Raw genomic sequence first — 18,770 nt, 5'->3', positions numbered from 1 at the left:
GCGTTGACACGCCTTGCGGCTGGTGATGGGCTCGCCCCCGTCGGGAGCACCTAGGGGCGAGGGAGACGGCCGTGCACTTCCGGGGCAGCGACTCCTCACCCGGCGGCCACGGGCCCGTGCGCCCCCGGCGCGCCGGGGTCACCGTCCTCGCGGCGGCCCTGCTGGGCGGGCTGCTGGCGGGCGCGCCCGGCACCGTCGCGGCGCCGCGGCCCGGCGACGCCGCCGCGGCCGCACCCGATCCGCAGGCCGAGGGCGCCCTGCCGCCGGTGTGGCCGCGGCCGCAGGCCTCGCGCGCGCTGGGCTCGTACGCCCAGGTCGGCGACGAGGTCACCCTGATGGCCGAGCCGGGCACCGACCCGTACGCGGTCGAGGCGCTGCGCGACGTCCTGCACGCCGCGGGCGCGCGGACGGTCGTGGACGCGGCCCCGGGCGGCACGCCGCCCCCGCGCGGCCTGATCGTCTACGCGGGCGGGCAGGGCGCGGAGGAGGCGCTGCGGGCGCTGGGCGCGCCCGGGGCCGGGGACCTGCCGGCCGGCGGGTACCGGCTGGCGACGGGCCAGGTGGCGGGCCGGCCGACGGCCGCGCTCGCGGGCGCGGGATCCGACGGGCTCTTCCACGCGGCGCAGACGCTGCGGCAGCTGACGGTGGAGCGGGGCGGAGCGAAGGGCTTCGCCGGGGCGGTGGTCCGCGACTGGCCGGGCACGGCGGTGCGGGGCCTGTCCGAGGGCTTCTACGGGGAGCCGTGGTCGCGCGAACAGCGGCTGGCGCAGCTGGACTTCATGGGCCGCACCAAGCAGAACCGCTATCTGTACGCGCCGGGCGACGACCCGTACCGGCAGGCCCGCTGGCGCGCCGCCTACCCCGCGGCGCAGCGCGAGGAGTTCCGGGCGCTGGCCGAGCGGGCCCGCCGCAACCACGTGACGCTGGCCTGGGCGGTGACGCCGGGGCAGTCGATGTGCTTCTCCTCGGCCGAGGACCTGCGGGCCCTCAAGCGCAAGGTGGACGGCATGTGGGCGCTGGGCTTCCGCGCCTTCCAGCTGCAGTTCCAGGACGTGAGCTACAGCGAGTGGCACTGCGGGGCGGACGCGGACGAGTTCGGCTCGGGGCCGAAGGCGGCGGCGAAGGCGCAGGCGAAGGTCGCGGGCGCGCTGGCGGCGCACCTGGCGGCGAAGGGGGCGGAGGCGGCCCCGCTGTCGCTGCTGCCCACCGAGTACTACCAGGACGGGCGGACGGCGTTCCGGCGGGTGCTCGCGGAGCGGCTCGACCCGCGCGTGGAGGTGGCGTGGACGGGCGTCGGGGTGGTGCCGAAGACCATCACCGGCGGCGAACTGTCCGACGCCCGGGCCGCCTTCGGTCACCCGCTGGTGACGATGGACAACTACCCGGTCAACGACTTCGCGCAGGACCGTATCTTCCTCGGGCCGTACACCGGCCGGGAGCCGGCCGTCGCGACGGGCTCCGCCGCGCTGCTGGCCAACGCCTCGTCGCAGGCCGCCGTCTCGCGCATCCCGCTGTTCACGGCGGCCGACTACGCCTGGAACCCGCGCGGCTACCGCCCCGAGGAGTCCTGGCGGGCCGCGGTCGACGACCTGGCCGGGCCGGACCCGCGCACCCGGGAGGCGCTGCGGGCCCTGGCGGGCAACGACGCCTCGTCGGTGCTCGGCGGCACCGAGTCGGCGTACCTGCGCCCGCTGCTGGACGCGTTCTGGACGGCCCTGTCGGGGACGGACGCCAAGGCGCGGGACGAGGCGGCGGGCCGGCTGCGGGCCGCCTTCGGCACCATGCGGGAGGCGCAGCAGCGCCTGTCGGGGTCCTTCGGCGGCGAGGTGGGCCCGTGGCTGGAGCAGCTCGCGCGGCACGGCGAGGCGGGGACGCGGGCGCTGGACATGCTGCTCGCCCAGGCCCGCGGCGACGGCGCGGAGGCCTGGCGGGCCCAGCTGGACGTGCAGCGGCTGCGCGGGCGGATCAAGGACAGCCCGGTGACGGTCGGCAAGGGCGTGCTCACCCCCTTCCTCGACCAGGCCCTGGCGCGCGCGAACGGCTGGACGGGCGTGGACCGGCCGGTGCGCTCCGCGGGCCGGGCCACCGACGGGAACCCGGCCACCGCCCTCACGCCGGCCGCGGGCGAACCGCTGACCGTACGGCTGGAGGGGCCGCGGCCGCTGACGGCCGTCACCGTGCTCACCGCGCCCGCGCCGGGCGCGCGCGGCACGGCCTGGGCGCGCGACGTCTCCAAGGGGTGGCAGCCGCTGGGCGCCGTGTCGGACGGCGGCTGGACGCAGCTGGCCGGCAAGGGGATGCGGGCGGACGCGCTGCGGGTGGTGTGGGAGGGGGGCGGCACGCCGCCGCCCGTCCACGAGATCGCCCCGTGGTTCGCGGACACGCCCTCGGCCGACGTGGAGCTCACGCGCGCCGAGGCGGACGCGGAGCTCGGCGGGCGCCCGGCGGCCGTGGAGGTGCGCATGATCAACCGGCGGCCGGAGGAGGTCCGCGAGAAGCTCGTCGTGAAGGCGCCCGAGGGCGTCTCGGTCAAGGCCCCCGCCGAGGTGGCCGTGGCGCGCGGCGGGGTGGCCACCGCCCGGATCGAGCTCACGGTCCCGGCGGGCGGCGCGGCCCGTACCTTCACCGTCCCGGTCCGCCTCGGCGACCAGGAGCGGACCCTGACCGTACGGGCGTACCCGCAGGCGGGCGGCCCGGACCTGGCGCGCGGCGCTTCCCTGAGCTCCTCGGGCGGCGGCCGGCAGCTGGAGCTGGCCCGCCCCGTACGGCTGGGGCGGCTGGTGCTGCACTGGCGGGACGGGCAGGACGGCGAGGAGGAGGAGGCCCGCTGCCGCGTCCAGGTGTCGGCGGACGGCCGCACCTGGCGGGACGCGGCCGCGGCCTCCGGCGAGGGGGGCGCGGAGACGGTGCGCATGGACGCGCCGGACACGCGCTTCGTACGGGTGCAGGGCGGGAGGGCCGGGGACGCCCTGCGGGGAGTGGAGGCCTACGCGGTGGGCCGCCCCTGAGCACGGCGCGCACGCCGTCCTCGGGCGCCGGACCGGCTGGGTCTTCAGCCTGCCCGGCGCCCGGGGTACGGAAATGGCCCGGGACTGTCAGGCGGAAATGCCGTCGATCCGGGCCATCGCGTCCTCCGCGCCGAATGCCTCGAGATAAGGCAGCCAGCGCGGGTCCCTATGGCCCGTGCCGATGATGCGCCAGGCCAGCCCGGACGGCGGCGCGGGCTGGTGACGCAGCCGCCACCCCAGCTCGGCGACGTGCCGGTCGGCCTTGACGTGATTGCAGCGGCGGCAGGCCGCCACCACGTTCTCCCAGGCGTGCTGGCCGCCGCGGCTGCGCGGGACCACGTGATCGACGCTGGTTGCGACGCCACCGCAGTACGCACAGCGCCCGCCGTCACGGGCGAAGAGTGCACGGCGGGTGAGCGGGACGGGCCCCCGAAAGGGCACGCGCACGAAGCGTTTGAGGCGGACGACGCTGGGAGCGGGGATGGTGCAGGTTGCGCTGTGCATGTAGGCGCCGGTGTCCTCGAGGCTGACGGCCTTCTCATTGAGGACGAGTATGAGCGCGCGGCGGAGCGGTACGACGCCGAGCGGCTCGTACGACGCGTTGAGGACCAGGACGTGCGGCACGGGTGCCTCCTTGTACGCCGGCGGCGCGTGGCTCGCGCCGGGACGATCTCCTGCAAGTGTCCCCCGGCCCCTGGTCGGAGCGCCACCATGACCGGGTAACGGGTCACGGGTGTTTTGGAACACATCCTGTTCATCCCCCGCTCAAGACCCGTCGCATCTCGAACACAGCAACGGAGGATCACCTCTGCCCCGATAGTGTGGTGAGTCCGCCCGCCCGCACCTCGGGCCGGCGTCCCACACGAAGGGTTCCCGCAGTGTTCTGGTCCGCCGCCCCGCCCGCAGAAGACACGACGCCCCGTCCTGTCTCTCTCGACGAGGCACAACGGACGGCGAACGACGCCGCCGGCTGGGTCGAGGAGAACTGGTCCGTCTGGCTCAGCAACGGCCTGCGCATCATCCTGATCGTGGTGATCGCGGTGGTGATGCGCTCCCTGATCCGGCGCGCCATCACCAAGCTCATAGCGCGCATGAACCGCACGGCCTCGGCCGTCGACGGCACGGCGCTCGGCGGTCTGCTCGTCAACGCCGAGCGGCGCCGGCAGCGCTCGGAGGCCATCGGCTCCGTGCTGCGCAGCGTCGCCTCGTTCCTGATCATGGGCACGGCCGCGCTGACCGTGCTGTCGGTGCTGAAGATCAACCTGGCCCCGCTGCTGGCGAGCGCCGGCGTGGCGGGCGTCGCCATCGGTTTCGGCGCCCGCAACCTCGTCACCGACTTCCTCTCGGGCGTCTTCATGATCCTGGAGGACCAGTACGGCGTCGGCGACACGATCGACGCCGGGGTCGCCTCCGGCGAGGTGATCGAGGTGGGCCTGCGCGTCACCAAGCTGCGCGGCGCGGACGGCGAGATCTGGTACGTGCGCAACGGCGAGGTCAAGCGCATCGGCAACCTGAGCCAGGGCTGGGCCACGGCCGGCGTCGACGTCCAGGTCCGCTCGGACGAGGACCTGGACCGGGTCCGCGAGATCCTCGTCCGCACGGGTGAGGAGATGCAGAAGGCCGAGCCGTGGACCGAGCGGCTGTGGGAGCCCGTCGAGGTGCTGGGCCTGAGCGCGACCTACCTCGACTCGGTGGTCGTCCGGGTCTCCGCCAAGACCATGCCGGGCAAGGCGCTCGGCGTCGAGCGCGAGCTGCGCTGGCGCATCAAGCAGGCGCTGGACGCGGAGGGCATCCGCATCGTGGGCCGCCCGCCGGAGGCGAATCTGGAGACGGACGGGTCCGACCCGATGGCGGCCGTGGCCGCTCCGTCCGCCCTGGCGAACCCGGCGTCCCCGCAGTCCCAGGCCACGACGCCCATACCGCCGGCGGTGCCGGGCGCGGCCCTCGGCAAGTGACGGCGGCCCGGCGGCCCCGCCGCCGGGCGGTCCGGGCCGGCGCGGCATAGCCCCGCCCGCGGCCCGGCGCCGCTCCGCCTAGCCGCGCTCGACCTTGCCCAGGAAGTCGTCCAGGTTCACGAGCATGCGGGAGATCCGCTCCTCCACGCTCAGCGTCTCCTTGTAGCGCATCGCCATCTGCGGGACCTTCTTGCCGCGCATGTAGAGCGAGCAGGCCAGGTCCGCACACATGTACGCGCCGACCGTGTTGCCCTCGCGCCCGGCCGGGCCGACCCGCCGGGCGGCGAGCAGGGAGACGCCCGAGCCCGGGTGCGCGGTCAGGCACAGCGAGCACATCGTGGACTTCGCCATGCTCCGCGGCCCGCCCTGCGGCACCCGCAGGGTCACGCCGACGAGCTTCCCCTCGCGCTCGGCGACGACGTAGCCGCGGTCCGGCGCACCCGGGTCCCGCCAGCCCAGGAAGTCGAGGTCCTCCCAGGGGAGTTCCGAGAGGTTGCGCGGGAGGGCGATCCGGCGCGCCTCCCCCTTGGAGCAGTTGATGAAGGACGCGCGTATGTCGTTGTCGGCGAGGGATTGCATGGTCAGGGAAATTAACACCGTTCGGGCGGATCGTCGCATGATTTTCGGGCCGGGCCGTCCCGGGCGATTGACGCCCTGCCCTGTGATTCCCTAGCCTCCCGGGCATCGATAGGAAAGTTTCCTAACAGTCAGGTTTCCCCAACAGTCAGGGACGACGAGATGGCCGGAACCCCGGGGACGCCGCGCGTGCTGCGCGCCATGAACGACCGCGCCGCCCTGGAGCTGCTCGTCGCGCACGGCCCCCTCACCCGCACCCGCCTCGGCGAGCTGACCGGCCTGTCCAAGCCCACCGCCGCCCAGCTGCTCACCCGCCTGGAGACCGCCGGCCTGGTGCGCCGCACCGGCAGCGTCACCGGACGACCCGGGCCCAGCGCCGGGCTGTACGAGATCGACCCGGGCATCGCCCACGTCGCCGCGCTGTCCGTCGGCCCCGAGGGCGTCACCGCGCTCGTCGCCGACATCGCCGGTACGGTGGCAGGCGAGCACCGCGCGTCCGCGGAGCAGGGCGAGGGGGCGGCGAAGCTCGTCGCCCGGGCCGTCGACGGCGCCCTCGCCGCCGCCGGGCTCGGCCGTGACGCGCTGCACCGCACCGTCATCGGCACCCCCGGCGCCCTCGACCCGCGCACAGGCCTCCTGCGCTACGCCCCGCACCTGCCGGACTGGCGCTCCCCCGCCCTGCCGGACGAGCTCGCCGCGATCACCGGCACGCCCGTCGTCGTCGAGAACGACGTCAACCTCGCCGCCGTCGCCGAGCAGCACGCCGGGGCGGCCCGGGGCTTCGCGAACTACGTCCTGCTGTGGGCGGACGAGGGCGTCGGCGCCGCCGTCGTCCTGGGCGGCACCCTGCTGCGCGGCGCGACCGGCGGCGCCGGAGAGATCGGCTACATGCCGCTGCCGGGCGCACCGCTCGCGCGCGGCGGGGACGATGCCACCGCGGGCCCCGACGGCGGCGGCGGATTCCAGATGCTCGTCGCCTCCCCGGCCGTCGTCGCGCTCGCCCGCGCCCACGGCATCGACGCCCGTACGGCCCCCGAGGCCCTCGCCCGCGCGGCGGCGGAACCCGGCGCGGGCGACGACGTCCACGCCGAACTGGGCAGGCGGCTGGCCCTCGGGCTCGCGGCGGTCGTCGCCGTGGTCGACCCCGAACTGGTGGTGCTCTCCGGCGCGGTGTGCCGGGCGGGCGGCGAGCGGCTGCGCGCCATGGTGGAGGCCGAGCTCACCGGCCTGGCCCTGCCCCGGCCGCTGCTGCGGCTGAGCACCGTGGAGGACCGGCCGGTCCTGGCCGGGGCGCTGCAGACCGCACTCGCGGCGGCCCGGGAGACCGTGTTCGACACGGCGTGAGCCGTTCGCCGCCACGGCGTGCACCGTTCGCCGCTTTGACCTGGCAACCAGCAAAGGAGTCAAGGGTGAAGCTCGCAGTAGTGGGTGGCGGATCCACCTACACCCCCGAACTCGTCGACGGCTTCGCGCGGTTGCACGACACGCTGCCGGTGACGGAGCTCGTCCTGATCGACCCGGACGAGGAGCGGCTGGAGCTGGTCGGCGCGCTGGCGCGGCGGATCCTCGCCCGGCAGGGCCACCCCGGCCGCGTCACCTGGACCGCGGACCTGGACGCGGGCGTGGACGGCGCGGACGCCGTGCTGCTCCAGCTGCGCGTGGGCGGCCAGGCGGCCCGGCAGCAGGACGAGACCTGGCCGCTGGAGTGCGGCTGCGTCGGCCAGGAGACCACCGGCGCGGGCGGGCTCGCCAAGGCGCTGCGCACGGTCCCGGTGGTGCTGGACATCGCCGAGCGGGTGCGGCGGCGCAGCCCGGACGCCTGGATCGTGGACTTCACCAACCCGGTCGGCATCGTGACGCGGGCGCTGCTGGCGGCCGGGCACCGGGCCGTGGGCCTGTGCAACGTGGCCATCGGCTTCCAGCGGAAGTTCGCCCGGCTGCTGGGGGTCGCCCCGGAGGAGGTGGCGCTGGAGCACGTGGGCCTCAACCACCTCACCTGGGAGCGGTCGGTGACGGTGGGCGGCGAGGACGTCCTGCCGCGGCTGATCGCCGAGCACGGCGACGCCGTAGCGGCCGACCTGCGCATGCCGCGCTCGGTGCTGGACCGCCTCGGCGTCGTCCCCTCCTACTACCTGCGCTACTTCTACGGGCACGACGAGGTCGTCCGGGAGCTGCGCACCAAGCCCTCGCGGGCCGCCGAGGTGGCCGCGATGGAGCGGAAGCTGCTGTCCCTGTACGCCGATCCCGCGCTGGACGAGAAACCCGCGCTGCTGGCGAAGCGCGGCGGCGCCTTCTACTCGGAGGCGGCGGTCGCCCTGACCGCGTCGCTGCTGCGGGACACCGGGGACGTCCAGGTCGTCAACGCCCTCAACGACGGCACGCTGCCCTTCCTGCCCGACGACGCGGTGATCGAGGTGCCGGCGGCGGTGGACGCGAGGGGCGCGCACCCCCTGCCCGTACGCCCGCTGGAGCCGCTGTACGCCGGGCTGGTCGCGAACGTCACGGCGTACGAGCACCTGGCGCTGGAGGCCGCGCTCGAGGGGGGCCGCGACCGGGTCTTCCGGGCGCTGCTCGCGCACCCGCTGGTCGGGCAGTTCGACCACGCCGACCGGCTGACCGACGCCCTCGTCGCGCACAACCGGGAGCACCTCGCGTGGGCGTGAGCGGCGCACTGCTCGCGGTCGACGCGGGCAACAGCAAGACGGACGTGGTGCTGGCGGGGCCGGACGGCGCCGTGCTCGGGGCCTCGCGCGGCGGGGGGTTCGAGCCGGCGCGGACGGGCGTGCGGCAGGCGGTGGACGGCCTGGCGGCGCTCGTGGAGCGGGCCGCCGCTGCCGCGGGGGCGGCCGCACCGCCGTACGCCGCCCACGTCAGCGCGTGCCTGGCCAACTGCGACCTGCCGGTGGAGGAGGAGCTGCTGACCGCGGAGATCGCCGCCCGCGGCTGGGGGCGGACGGTCGCCGTCGCCAACGACACCTTCGCGCTGCTGCGGGCGGGCCTGCCCGACGGGGGCGAGCCCGTGGGCGTCGCGGTGGTGTGCGGGGCGGGCATCAACTGCGCGGGGCTCGGGCCGGGCGGCCGTACGGCCCGCTTCCCCGCGATCGGGCGGCTCTCCGGCGACTGGGGCGGCGGCGCCTGCCTGGCGGAGGAGGCGCTCTGGGCGGCGGCGCGCGCCGCCGACGGCCGCGGCGGGCCGACCGCGCTGGCCGGCGCGCTGCCCGCGCACTTCGGCCTGGACGGCATGCCCGCGCTGATCGAGGCGCTGCACCTGGGCCGGGTGGCGGCGGAGCGGCGGCACGAGCTCGTACCGGTGCTGTTCGCGGTGGCGGCCGCGGGCGACGCGGTCGCCCGCGCCCTCGTGACCCGGCAGGCGGAGGAGGTCGTCGCCATGGCCGCGGTCGCACTGGAACGGCTGGGCCTGCTGGGAGCCGCGGTGCCGGTGGTGCTGGGCGGCGGGGTGCTCGCGGCCCGGCACCCGCTGCTGCACGAGCAGGTGCTGGCGCTGCTGGCGTCGCGGGCGCCGCAGGCGGTGCCGTTGGTGGTCACGGCGCCGCCGGTGCTGGGCGCGGCGCTGCTGGCGCTGGACCGCGCAGGGGCTCCGGCGACGGCTCACGCCCGGCTGCGGGCGCACTACGGCGACGCGTAGGGCGAGCCGCGCGGGGCGGGTGGCTCGGGCGGCACGAGGCAGGCGGCGGGGGCGGCACGAGGCAGGCGGGGCGGGCGGCACGAGGTCCGTTTGGCGCCTGTTTCCCGCGTGGCGACCGGTATCGCGGAATCTGTCATTCCCTGGCCGGAATCCGCGATACCGCCGCCTTCTTCACGTCATGTTCACATCGTGAGAGGCGTCACCACACCCCACCCCGGACCGGAAGATCTTTCGCCGGGGGCCCTCGCGACGGACGAGTTTCCTGACATGGCGTCAACAACGTCATTCGTCAGAAATTTCTCCCAGGACAGTGGTTGACCATTCATTTACCCAATGTCCCAAAATCGGCCAACCATTTTCCGACCCCTCCTCGATCATGCGAGGCTCCGCCCGCACGGATTGATCACGAAATACAACAAGCAACCGCCATCAAAAGGGATTTACGGCTGCATTCGTGACAACTTCCGCCACTGATCGTCCATTCCGCGCCTTGTCGGCGCGCAATCGAGGGGGAACCGACCCATGTCGTCCAACGTCAGCCGACGCGTCGTGCTCAGAGGAACCGCCGCTGCCGCCGCCGGAGTGGCGCTGCTCGCCACCGGCGCGCAGGCGGCCGACCACACCGGTCACACCACCGACCACACCGGTCACGGCGGCCACGGCACCGGCCCCGCTGCGTTCGACGAGGTCTACAAGGGCCGTCGCATCGTCGGCAAGCCCGTGACGGGCGGCCACGAGGCCCACCACGGCGGCTTCGCCGTCACCGTGGACGGCAAGGAACTGCACGTCATGCAGAACGCCGACGGCTCCTGGATCAGCGTGGTGAACCACTACCAGGTCTTCGACCAGCCGCTCGCGCTCACCCGCGCCGCCGTCGACGCGCTCCGCGGCGCGACGCTCGTCCCGATCGCGATGAACTGACCGGCCACTGCCGCACGCACCCCACCGACCCACACTTCCCACTCACGAGGACACGAACCCCATGGCAGTGCGCAAGAACCAGGCGAACCTGACCGCCACCGAGAAGCGCAACTTCGTCAACGCCGTGCTGGAGCTCAAGCGCACCGGTGTGTACGACGGCTTCGTCCGGACGCACAACGAGTTCATCATGAGCGACACCGACAACGGCGACCGCGTCGGTCACCGCTCCCCCTCCTTCCTCCCCTGGCACCGCCGCTTCCTGATCCAGTTCGAGCAGGAGCTGCAGAAGATCGACTCCTCGGTCACGCTGCCCTACTGGGACTGGACCGTCGACCGCACGGCCAACGCCTCGATCTTCGGCGCCGACTTCATGGGCGGCAACGGCCGCAGCCGTGACGCGCAGGTCACCACCGGCCCGTTCGCCTACTCCACGGGCAAGTGGACCATCAACGTCAGCGTCGACAACCGCAACTTCCTGCAGCGCGAGATCGGCGCCGCGGGCACGCTGCCCACGCGCGCCCAGGTGGACGCCGTCCTCGCCATGCCGGTCTACGACACGGCCCCGTGGAACAGCGCCTCCGAGGGCAGCTTCCGCAACTACCTCGAGGGCTGGCGCGGCGCGGGCCGCGTCCACAACAACGTCCACGTGTGGATGGGCGGCCAGATGGCCACCGGCGTCTCCCCCAACGACCCGGTCTTCTGGCTGCACCACGCCCACATCGACAAGCTGTGGTCCGACTGGCAGCGCATGCACCCGCAGTCCGCGTACCTGCCGGCCGCCGGCACCACGAACGTCGTCGACCTCAACGACACCATGCGTCCGTGGAACAACGTCACCCCGGCCCAGATGCTCGACCACAGCTCGTACTACACCTACGCGTAAGGCACGGCACGCGACAGGCGCACACGCGTCCGGCCCGGTGCGGGGAACCGCGCCGGGCCGGCGGGCGTGATGGGGAACGAGGGCCGCCACGGGCCCCGGTGAAGATCGCGATCCGAACAAGATCGCACCGGCACCGGTGTGTTTGTCAGTCCTTGCGGCCATACTGCTGGCCGGGCACCTGTTCCCGGCCGGCACCGGGCAACGGGCTGCCCTCAGCGACCGAGGGGGAGGTCACGTGTCACAGCCGCAGCCGGCCGGCGGGCCGCGAGGAGCGCCCGGCCGCAGCACCTCCGGCCCGGCCTGGCGCGAGGCCCTGGACCGCGTGCGGGCCGCGGCGGTCACCGAGCCCGGCAGGCTGCGGGTCATCGGCGCCGTCCTGGCCGTGGTCCTCGTCGCGTTCGGTGCGGTCACCGCCTGGCAGGTCGCCTCCAGATCCGCCGCGGCCGACTCCGTCGTCCGCACCAGCCAGCCGCTCAGCGCCGACGCCGCCGACATCTACCGCTCGCTCGCCGACGCCGACACCACCGCGGCGAGCGGCTTCCTCGCGGGCGGCCAGGAGCCGCGCGCGGTCCGGCAGCGCTACGAGAAAGACATCGCGCTCGCCTCCCGGCTGCTGGTGAAGGCCGCCGCGAACGCCGAGGGCTCGGCCACGGCCCGCGCCCGCATCGCCACCCTCAACGAGGGACTCCCGCGCTACACCGGCCTCGTGGAGGCCGCGCGCGCCAACAACCGCCAGGGCCTGCCGCTCGGCGGCGCCTACCTGCGCTACGCGGGCGACCGCATGCGCGGGGAGCTGCTCCCCGCCGCCCGCGGCCTGTACGAGGCCGAGACGGGCCGCCTCGGCTCCGACTACGACGACGCGAAGTCCTGGCCGTGGGCCGCCCTGGCCCTCGGCGCCGTCGCGCTCGCCGCCCTCGCCTGGGCCCAGCGCCGCAACTACCTCCGGACGAACCGGGTCTTCAACCACGGCCTGCTCGCCGCCACCGCGGCCGCCGGCGTCGTCCTGCTGTGGCTGGTCGCCGGCCACGCGGTGGCCCGCTCCGGCCTGGAGACCTCCTACGCCCACGGCGCGAAATCCCTGCAGGCGCTCAACGAGGCCCGCATCGGCTCGCTCCAGGCCCGCGGCGACGAGAACCTCGCCATGGTCGCCCGGGGCGCCGTCCTCGGGAAGAACGGCGACGACGCCTACGAGACCGGCTACCGCGACGGCATGGGCCGGCTCGTCGGCGGCAGCCAGGGCCCGGCCCGGCCGGACACCCTGCTGGAGCGCGCCCGGGCGCTCGCCGACGACGCCGAGGGGCGCGATCCGGTCGAGGCCGCCGTCAAGAACGTCCGCGAGTGGCAGCAGCGCCACGGCCAGGCACGCGCCCTCGCCGACGACCGCGGCGACTACGACGACGCCCTGCGCAAGGTGATCGGCGACAAGGACAGCACCGGCGCGTCCTTCGACCGCGTGGACACCGAACTGCAGCGCGCGATCGCCCACGAGCAGGCCGAGTTCCGGCAGGAGGCCGACGACGGGCGCGGCGCGTTCTCCGGCCTCGCCGCCGGAGCGGCCGTGCTGACCGTCCTCGGCGCCGCCGGTGCCGTCGTCGGCGTGGGCCGCAGGCTGTCGGAGTACCGGTGAGACCGGTACGGGAGGACGAGGGGGAGGCGGTGCGCATGGCAGGGGCCCGGACGGAGAAACGGCTGCGGATGCGGGCCGGCCCGGCGGCGGTGGCGGCCGCCGTGTGCGCCCTGGCCGCGGCGGCCGCGGCCGTGCTGCCCACGGGCGGCGCCTTCGGCGGCCCGGGTGCGGGCGCGGGCTTCGGCGCGCCGGGGGCGGGCGCGCCGGAACCGGCATGCGCCCCGTCCGGGCCCCTGCCATGCGCACCGCCTCCCCCTCGTCCTCCCGTACCGGTCTCACCGGTACTCCGCCGGTGCCGTCGTCGGCGTGGGCCGCAGGCTGTCGGAGTACCGGTGAGACCGGTACGGGAGGACGAGGGGGAGGCGGTGCGCATGGCAGGGGCCCGGACGGGGCGCATGCCGGTTCCGGCGCGCCCGTGCCGAAAGCCCCGCCCGCGCAGTGCACCGACCCCGAGGCGAGCCTGCGGCCCGCGGGCGGGGCCGACGGCGCGGCCGTGCAGCGCATCAAGGCCCGCGGCCGGCTGATCGCGGGCGTCGACCAGAACAGCTACCGCTGGGGCTACCGCAACCCCGCCGACGGCGAGCTCAGCGGCTTCGACATCGACCTCGTACGGGCCGTCGCCAAGGACATCCTCGGCGACCCCGGCAAGGTCACCTATCTCGCGATCCCCACGAGCCGGCGCATATCCGCCCTGCAGACGGGCAAGGTGGACATCGTCGCCCGCACGATGACCATCACGTGCGAACGGATCGGACAAGTGGCGTTCTCCACCGCCTACTTCGAGTCCGGGCAGCAGGTGATGGTCCCCAAGGGGTCACCGGTGACCCCTTGGGGACCATCACCTGCTGCCCGGACTCGAAGTAGGCGGTGGAGAACGCCACTTGTCCGATCCGTTCGCACGTGATGGTCATCGTGCGGGCGACGATGTCCACCTTGCCCGTCTGCAGGGCGGATATGCGCCGGCTCGTGGGGATCGCGAGATAGGTGACCTTGCCGGGGTCGCCGAGGATGTCCTTGGCGACGGCCCGTACGAGGTCGATGTCGAAGCCGCTGAGCTCGCCGTCGGCGGTGACGGGGGCGTCTCCGACGCAGGGCACGGCGGGTGCGGCGGGGGGGGACGGGGGGGGGGGCCGCCCCCCCCCCCTGCCCCACCCGCCCGGCCCCCGCCCCACCGAGCCGAACCCGGTACCGGAAGCCCCCGGTCCACCCGGCCCGGAAGCGCCGGGACCCGCAGGGGCGGGCATGCCGGGAGCCGGAGCGGCGGAACCCGCCCCCGGCGCGCCGAAGCCCGCGCCCGCACCCGGGCCGCCGCACCCGCGGCGCCCGCCCCCGACGCCGCGGCGCCCGCGCAGTGCACCGACCCCGAGGCGAGCCTGCGGCCCGCGGGCGGGGCCGACGGCGCGGCCGTGCAGCGCATCAAGGCCCGCGGCCGGCTGATCGCGGGCGTCGACCAGAACAGCTACCGCTGGGGCTACCGCAACCCCGCCGACGGCGAGCTCAGCGGCTTCGACATCGACCTCGTACGGGCCGTCGCCAAGGACATCCTCGGCGACCCCGGCAAGGTCACCTATCTCGCGATCCCCACGAGCCGGCGCATATCCGCCCTGCAGACGGGCAAGGTGGACATCGTCGCCCGCACGATGACCATCACGTGCGAACGGATCGGACAAGTGGCGTTCTCCACCGCCTACTTCGAGTCCGGGCAGCAGGTGATGGTCCCCAAGGGGTCACCGGTGACCGCGTTCGACGACTCGCTGAAGGGGAAGAAGGTCTGTACGGCGGAGGGTTCCACGGCCGAGATCAAGGTGCGGGAAGAGCCGCACGGCTCCTCCCTGCTGACGGTCCCCAACCAGCTCGACTGCCTGGTGCGGCTCCAGCTCGGCGAGGTCGACGCCGTGGTCAACGACAGGGCCCTCGCGGCCGGCCAGGCGGCGCAGGACCCGTCCGTGCAACTCGTCGGAAAGCCGTTCACCACCGAACCGTACGGCGTGGCGATGAACCTCGCGGACACGGACCTGGTACGCCGGGTCAACAAGGTGCTGGAGGACTACCGCGCGGGCGGCGCCGGAAGCCTCTGGATGAAGGCGTACGACAAGTGGCTCGCCGCCGACCTGAAGGGCATCACCGCCCCGCCGGCGCCCAAGTACCGGGACTGACGGCGGGCCGGGGAGCACGGCCGTAACGGACACGCCCGCGGCGCCCGCCGCGGACAGGAGAGAGGGGATCGATGGCGGTCGCGGAGCCCACCGGGCCGGCCTTGACCCGCGAGGAGGTGGACCGTGCGCTGGCCAGGCTCGGCGCGGAGCACGAGGCCGTCGAATCCTCGCTGCTCGCCCTCCAGGACCATGCGGGGCGGCGCCTGCTGGAGGGGGCGGAGCTCACCGGCGAGACCAGGAGCCGGTGGGCGGCCGCCGAGGCCCTCATCGGGCAGCTGTGGGCGTACTTCGACGCCTACACCGCGGCCCTGACCGCCGCCCGCGAGCTGCGCGCCCGGCGCCGCTGGCCCACCCAGGGCGAGCTGTCCGAGCTCACCGAACTGCTGCGCGGCTCCGGCATCACCCTGCCCGGCCACGGCACGGCCGCGCTCGGCACGGCGGGCCTCCCGCCGGGCGCGGTGGGCACGGCGGGCGTGACGGCGCGCCTCAGCGAGCAGCTGAGCCTGCAGGAGCTGCTGGACCGGATGAACGGCTGGTACGCCCGGGCCCTCGACGTCGTCGTGATCGCCGACGCCGTGTGGTCCGCGCTGCCCGCCCGCATCGACCTGCTCGCCGCCGAGCTCGGGCGCACCCGCTCCCTCGCCCACTCGGTGGGCGTCCGGCCCGGCGAGCACCCCTCCGGTGACGACCTGGAGCAGATCACCCGGGAACTGGCCGCGCTGCGGGACGAAGTGATATCCGATCCGGTCGCCTTCTGGGCCGGCTCCTCGCCCAGCTCGGCCCCGGGCGGCGGCCGCCCGGACACCACGCGCTACGACCGCGCCGCGCGGGCCCTGGAGGACGTCCGCCGGGAGGTCGAGGCGGTGCTGGACGTCCGGCAGGACGCCGAGCGGCGGCTGATGCGCGTGCGCGACGTCCTCTCGCGCGCGGACCGCACGCTGAACGAGGCCCGGCAGGCGCGCGTCGAGGTCCTGTCGAAGATCGCCGCGTCCGTGGTGCCGGCGGTCTCGGGCCCGCCGACGGCCCTCTACGAGCAGCTGTCGGCCGCCGCCGAGCACCGCAGACACGCCCGGTGGCACCGGCTCTCGCCGCTCCTGGAGGGCCTGGAGCAGCGCTCGGAGGAGGAGCTGCTGCGCGCCCGCGAGTCGCTGACGGCGGTGACGGCCCCGCTGGCGGTCCGCGCCGAGCTGCGCGGCCGTCTGGACGCGTACAAGGCGAAGACCGCCCGGCACGGCCTCGCCGAGGACTCCCTGCTCATCGAGCGGTACGACGCGGCGCGGCGCATGCTGTGGAGCGCGCCGTGCGATCTGGTGGCCGCCGAACAGGCGGTCCTGCGCTATCAGCAGGCGCTGGCCGAGGCGCTGTCGGCGCGGCCGGGCACCGGGGAGCAGCCCGCGGGACGGAGGGGGGAAGCGTGAGCGAGGCCTGTCAGCGGCCGGGGTGCGCCGGTTCGTACGAGGACGTCGGCGGCGGCGAGCTGTACTGCGACACGTGCGGCCTGGCGCCGGTCGTGTCGCCGAACGGGACGGTCTCCTCCCCCGCCACGGGGGTGGCGGGGGGCTCGCCGGGCAGCGGCTCGGAGGGCGGTGCGAGAGCGGGGTCGCAGGGCTCGTCGTCCCGCTCCTCCTCGCGGTCGTCGCGCTCGTCGTCGCGTTCCTCGTCGTCGCGGCGGTCGGTGTCGGGGCGCCTGTCGCGCTCGCTGCCGGGGTCCGAGGGCGCGAGCACGCGGTCGGTGTCGGTGCGCAGCGCGGGCTCGGGGCCGTCGTCGTCGGGGCGCGGCAGGCTGGGCGCGGGCCTGGTCAAGGTGCCGGAGGTGCCGCGTCCGGATCCCCGGGCGGCGGTGCTGGCCAACCCGGAGGTGCCCGAGCGCAAGCGGTTCTGCAGCCGCAGCGACTGCGGTGCGCCGGTGGGCCGGGCGCGCGGCGACCGGCCGGGCCGTACGGAGGGCTTCTGCACCAAGTGCGGCCACCCGTACTCCTTCGTGCCCAAGCTGCGCGCCGGGGACGTGGTGCGCGGGCAGTACGAGGTGGCGGGCTGCCTGGCGCACGGCGGGCTCGGCTGGATCTACCTGGCCGTCGACCGGGCCGTGTCGGACCGCTGGGTCGTCCTCAAGGGCCTGCTGGACACGGGCGACGAGGACGCCCTGGCGGTGGCGGTCTCCGAGCGGCGCTTCCTCGCCGAGATCGAGCACTCCAACATCGTCCGCATCTACAACTTCGTCGAGCACCTCGACCAGCGCACCGGCAGCCTCGACGGCTACATCGTCATGGAGTACGTCGGCGGCAAGTCGCTGAAGGAGATCGCCAACGAGCGGCGGACGCCGGACGGGCGGCGCGATCCGCTGCCGGTGGAGCAGGCGTGCGCGTACGGCATCGAGGCGCTGGAGGCGCTCGGCCACCTGCACAGCCGCCACCTGCTGTACTGCGACTTCAAGGTCGACAACGCCATCCAGCAGCAGGACCAGCTCAAGCTGATCGACATGGGCGCGGTCCGGCGGATGGACGACGAGGACGGCGCGATCTACGGCACGGTGGGCTACCAGGCCCCCGAGGTCGCCGAGGTGGGCCCGTCGGTCGCCTCCGACCTCTACACGGTGGCCCGCACGCTGGCCGTGCTCACCTTCGACTTCCAGGGCTACACGAACGTCTTCCGGGACAGCCTGCCCGACCCGGACCACATCGAGGTCTTCTCCCGCTACGAGTCCTTCTACCGGCTGCTGGTCCGGGCCACGGACCCCGATCCGGCGCGGCGGTTCGCCTCCGCCGAGGAGATGGCCGACCAGCTGACGGGGGTGCTGCGGGAGGTCGTCGCACTGCAGACGGGCCGGCCGCGGCCGGCGCTGTCCACGCTGTTCGGGCCGGAGCTGCGGGTGGTGGACACCCGGCTGTTCGAGGAGGCCGACAGCGAGGTCTCGGCGCTGGGCGGCCCGGCGGAGCGCCGGGAAGCACGCCCGCAGCCCCCGCCACGCCCGCAGCGCCGGCACCGCCCACCACCGGGCCCGCCGTCGGGCCGGCCTCCCCGCCGGCCCCGCCCGTCGCCCCGCCGGTCGCCCCGCCCGTCGCCCCGCTCGACGCCCGGGCCGCGGCGCTGGCCCTGCCGGTGCCGCTCGTCGCCCCCGGCGACCCCAACGCGGGCTTCCTGGCGGGGCTGCTCGCCTCGCAGCCCGCCGAGGTGTACGCCGCGCTGCAGGCCGCGCCCGCCGAGTCGACGGAGCTGCGGCTGCGCAGGATCCGGGCCCAGCTGGAACTGGGCGAGGAGGCGCAGGCGTCCCATGCACTGGAGAGCCTCGAAGCCGCCCACCCGGGCGACTGGCGGATCGTCTGGTACCGCGGGCTCCACGCACTGGTCTGCGGTGACAAGGAGACGGCTGCGCTGTCCTTCGACGCGGTCTACGACGCCTTCCCGGGCGAGCCCGCCCCGAAGCTGGCGCTCGGCGTGTGCGCGGAGGTCCTCGGGCAGCTCGACAACGCCGCCGAGTACTACCGGCTGGTGTGGGTGACCGACCCGAGTTTCGTCGGCGCCGCGTTCGGGCTGGCGCGGGTGCGGCTGGCCGGCGGGGACCGCCGGGGCGCCGTGCGCGCGCTGGAGTCCGTGCCGGAGGCGTCCATCCACTACACCGCGGCGCGGGTCGCGGCGGTGCGGGCCCGGCTGCGGCGGCGTTCGCCGCAGGAGCCGCTGCTGGAGGACCTGGTGGCCGCCGCGGGCCAGGTGGAGCGGCTGGCGGACTTCGGGCTGGACGCCGTGCGCCGCGAGCGGCTCTCCACGGAGGTGCTGGGCAGCGCGCTGGACTGGGTGCTGTCGGGCTCCCCCGGCCCGGGCGGCGGTCCCCAGGCCGCCCGCCCGGGCGCGCTGCTGGGCCGCGGCCTGGACGAGCGCGAGCTGCGCTTCGGGCTGGAGCGCAGCTACCGCGTGCTCGCCCGGCTGGCCCAGCGCGGCGAGGAACGGATCGAACTGGTGGAGCGGGCAAACCGTTTCCGCCCCAGGACATGGGTGTGATC

Annotated in this window: 13 protein-coding genes and 3 pseudogenes; 12 read left to right on the top strand and 4 right to left on the bottom strand. The window is 75.1% G+C overall.

The genetic code is table 11. The features are described from left to right. Positions 1-71: 71 nt before the first annotated feature. Positions 72-3,008, top strand: coding sequence for a glycoside hydrolase family 84 protein (locus AS857_RS18500; protein WP_245700304.1), 2,937 nt, complete (start codon positions 72-74; stop codon positions 3,006-3,008). An 87-nt stretch (positions 3,009-3,095) separates the two neighbouring features. On the opposite strand, the gene AS857_RS18495 is transcribed toward AS857_RS18500, so the two are convergent. Further along, positions 3,096-3,632, bottom strand: coding sequence for an HNH endonuclease (locus AS857_RS18495; protein WP_030366446.1), 537 nt, complete (start codon positions 3,630-3,632; stop codon positions 3,096-3,098). Positions 3,633-3,886: 254 nt separating this feature from the next. Between AS857_RS18495 and AS857_RS18490 the strand changes: the two genes are divergently transcribed. Beyond that, positions 3,887-4,963 (top strand): mechanosensitive ion channel family protein, encoded by a 1,077-nt coding sequence (locus AS857_RS18490; protein WP_058044418.1) that lies wholly within the window; start codon positions 3,887-3,889, stop codon positions 4,961-4,963. Between the two features lie 78 nt (positions 4,964-5,041). Here the strand turns inward: AS857_RS18490 and AS857_RS18485 are convergent, their stop codons facing one another. Then, on the bottom strand, positions 5,042-5,542 hold the full coding sequence (locus AS857_RS18485; RefSeq protein ID WP_058044417.1) for an FBP domain-containing protein: 501 nt from the start codon (positions 5,540-5,542) through the stop codon (positions 5,042-5,044). Positions 5,543-5,701: 159 nt separating this feature from the next. On the opposite strand from AS857_RS18485, the gene AS857_RS18480 reads away from it, so the two are divergent. From AS857_RS18480 to AS857_RS18450, 7 genes and pseudogenes are all read left to right on the top strand, one after another. Next, positions 5,702-6,883, top strand: a complete 1,182-nt coding sequence (locus AS857_RS18480; RefSeq protein ID WP_058044416.1) for an ROK family transcriptional regulator — start codon at positions 5,702-5,704, stop codon at positions 6,881-6,883. 65 nt (positions 6,884-6,948) lie between these two features. Then, a complete protein-coding gene (locus AS857_RS18475; protein ID WP_058044415.1) occupies positions 6,949-8,202 on the top strand; it encodes a 6-phospho-beta-glucosidase in 1,254 nt (417 codons plus the stop codon). Further along, complete coding sequence (locus AS857_RS18470; RefSeq protein WP_058044414.1) at positions 8,193-9,185, top strand: N-acetylglucosamine kinase; 993 nt, start codon at positions 8,193-8,195, stop codon at positions 9,183-9,185. Before AS857_RS18475 ends, AS857_RS18470 begins: the two co-directional genes overlap by 10 nt. 522 nt (positions 9,186-9,707) lie before the next feature. Beyond that, complete coding sequence (gene melC1, locus AS857_RS18465) at positions 9,708-10,106, top strand: apotyrosinase chaperone MelC1 (RefSeq protein ID WP_058044413.1); 399 nt, start codon at positions 9,708-9,710, stop codon at positions 10,104-10,106. A 61-nt stretch (positions 10,107-10,167) separates the two neighbouring features. Then, positions 10,168-10,989, top strand: a complete 822-nt coding sequence (melC2, locus tag AS857_RS18460; RefSeq protein WP_058044412.1) for a tyrosinase MelC2 — start codon at positions 10,168-10,170, stop codon at positions 10,987-10,989. A gap of 235 nt (positions 10,990-11,224) precedes the next feature. Further along, positions 11,225-12,616 (top strand): hypothetical protein, encoded by a 1,392-nt coding sequence (locus AS857_RS18455; protein ID WP_420823950.1) that lies wholly within the window; start codon positions 11,225-11,227, stop codon positions 12,614-12,616. 214 nt (positions 12,617-12,830) lie between these two features. Next, positions 12,831-13,376, top strand: a pseudogene (locus AS857_RS18450) (transporter substrate-binding domain-containing protein); the annotation flags it as partial. Here AS857_RS18450 and AS857_RS42400 read toward each other — a convergent pair. Next, positions 13,351-13,860: a transporter substrate-binding domain-containing protein gene (locus AS857_RS42400; RefSeq protein ID WP_420823985.1), complete on the bottom strand. Its 510-nt coding sequence runs from the start codon at positions 13,858-13,860 to the stop codon at positions 13,351-13,353. The pseudogene AS857_RS18450 and the gene AS857_RS42400 sit on opposite strands and share 26 nt — an antisense overlap. Here AS857_RS42400 and AS857_RS37840 point away from each other — a divergent pair. Next, a pseudogene (locus tag AS857_RS37840) lies at positions 13,858-14,772 on the top strand (glutamate ABC transporter substrate-binding protein); the annotation flags it as partial. The gene AS857_RS42400 and the pseudogene AS857_RS37840 sit on opposite strands and share 3 nt — an antisense overlap. 71 nt (positions 14,773-14,843) lie before the next feature. Continuing rightward, positions 14,844-16,190 (top strand): hypothetical protein, encoded by a 1,347-nt coding sequence (locus AS857_RS18440; RefSeq protein ID WP_058044409.1) that lies wholly within the window; start codon positions 14,844-14,846, stop codon positions 16,188-16,190. A 10-nt stretch (positions 16,191-16,200) separates the two neighbouring features. Here AS857_RS18440 and AS857_RS42395 read toward each other — a convergent pair whose 3' ends face one another. Beyond that, positions 16,201-16,575: a hypothetical protein gene (locus AS857_RS42395; protein WP_144440880.1), complete on the bottom strand. Its 375-nt coding sequence runs from the start codon at positions 16,573-16,575 to the stop codon at positions 16,201-16,203. Between AS857_RS42395 and AS857_RS18430 the strand changes: the two are divergent. Continuing rightward, positions 16,511-18,768 (top strand): annotated as a pseudogene (locus AS857_RS18430) (serine/threonine-protein kinase). The gene AS857_RS42395 and the pseudogene AS857_RS18430 overlap by 65 nt on opposite strands. Positions 18,769-18,770: the final 2 nt, after the last annotated feature.

This window comes from Streptomyces roseifaciens (assembly GCF_001445655.1).
GTDB classification, from domain to species: Bacteria; Actinomycetota; Actinomycetes; order Streptomycetales; family Streptomycetaceae; genus Streptomyces; species Streptomyces aureoversilis.
Note: the sequence above shows the minus strand (reverse complement) of the source record. Positions and strands in the feature narration are given on the sequence as shown.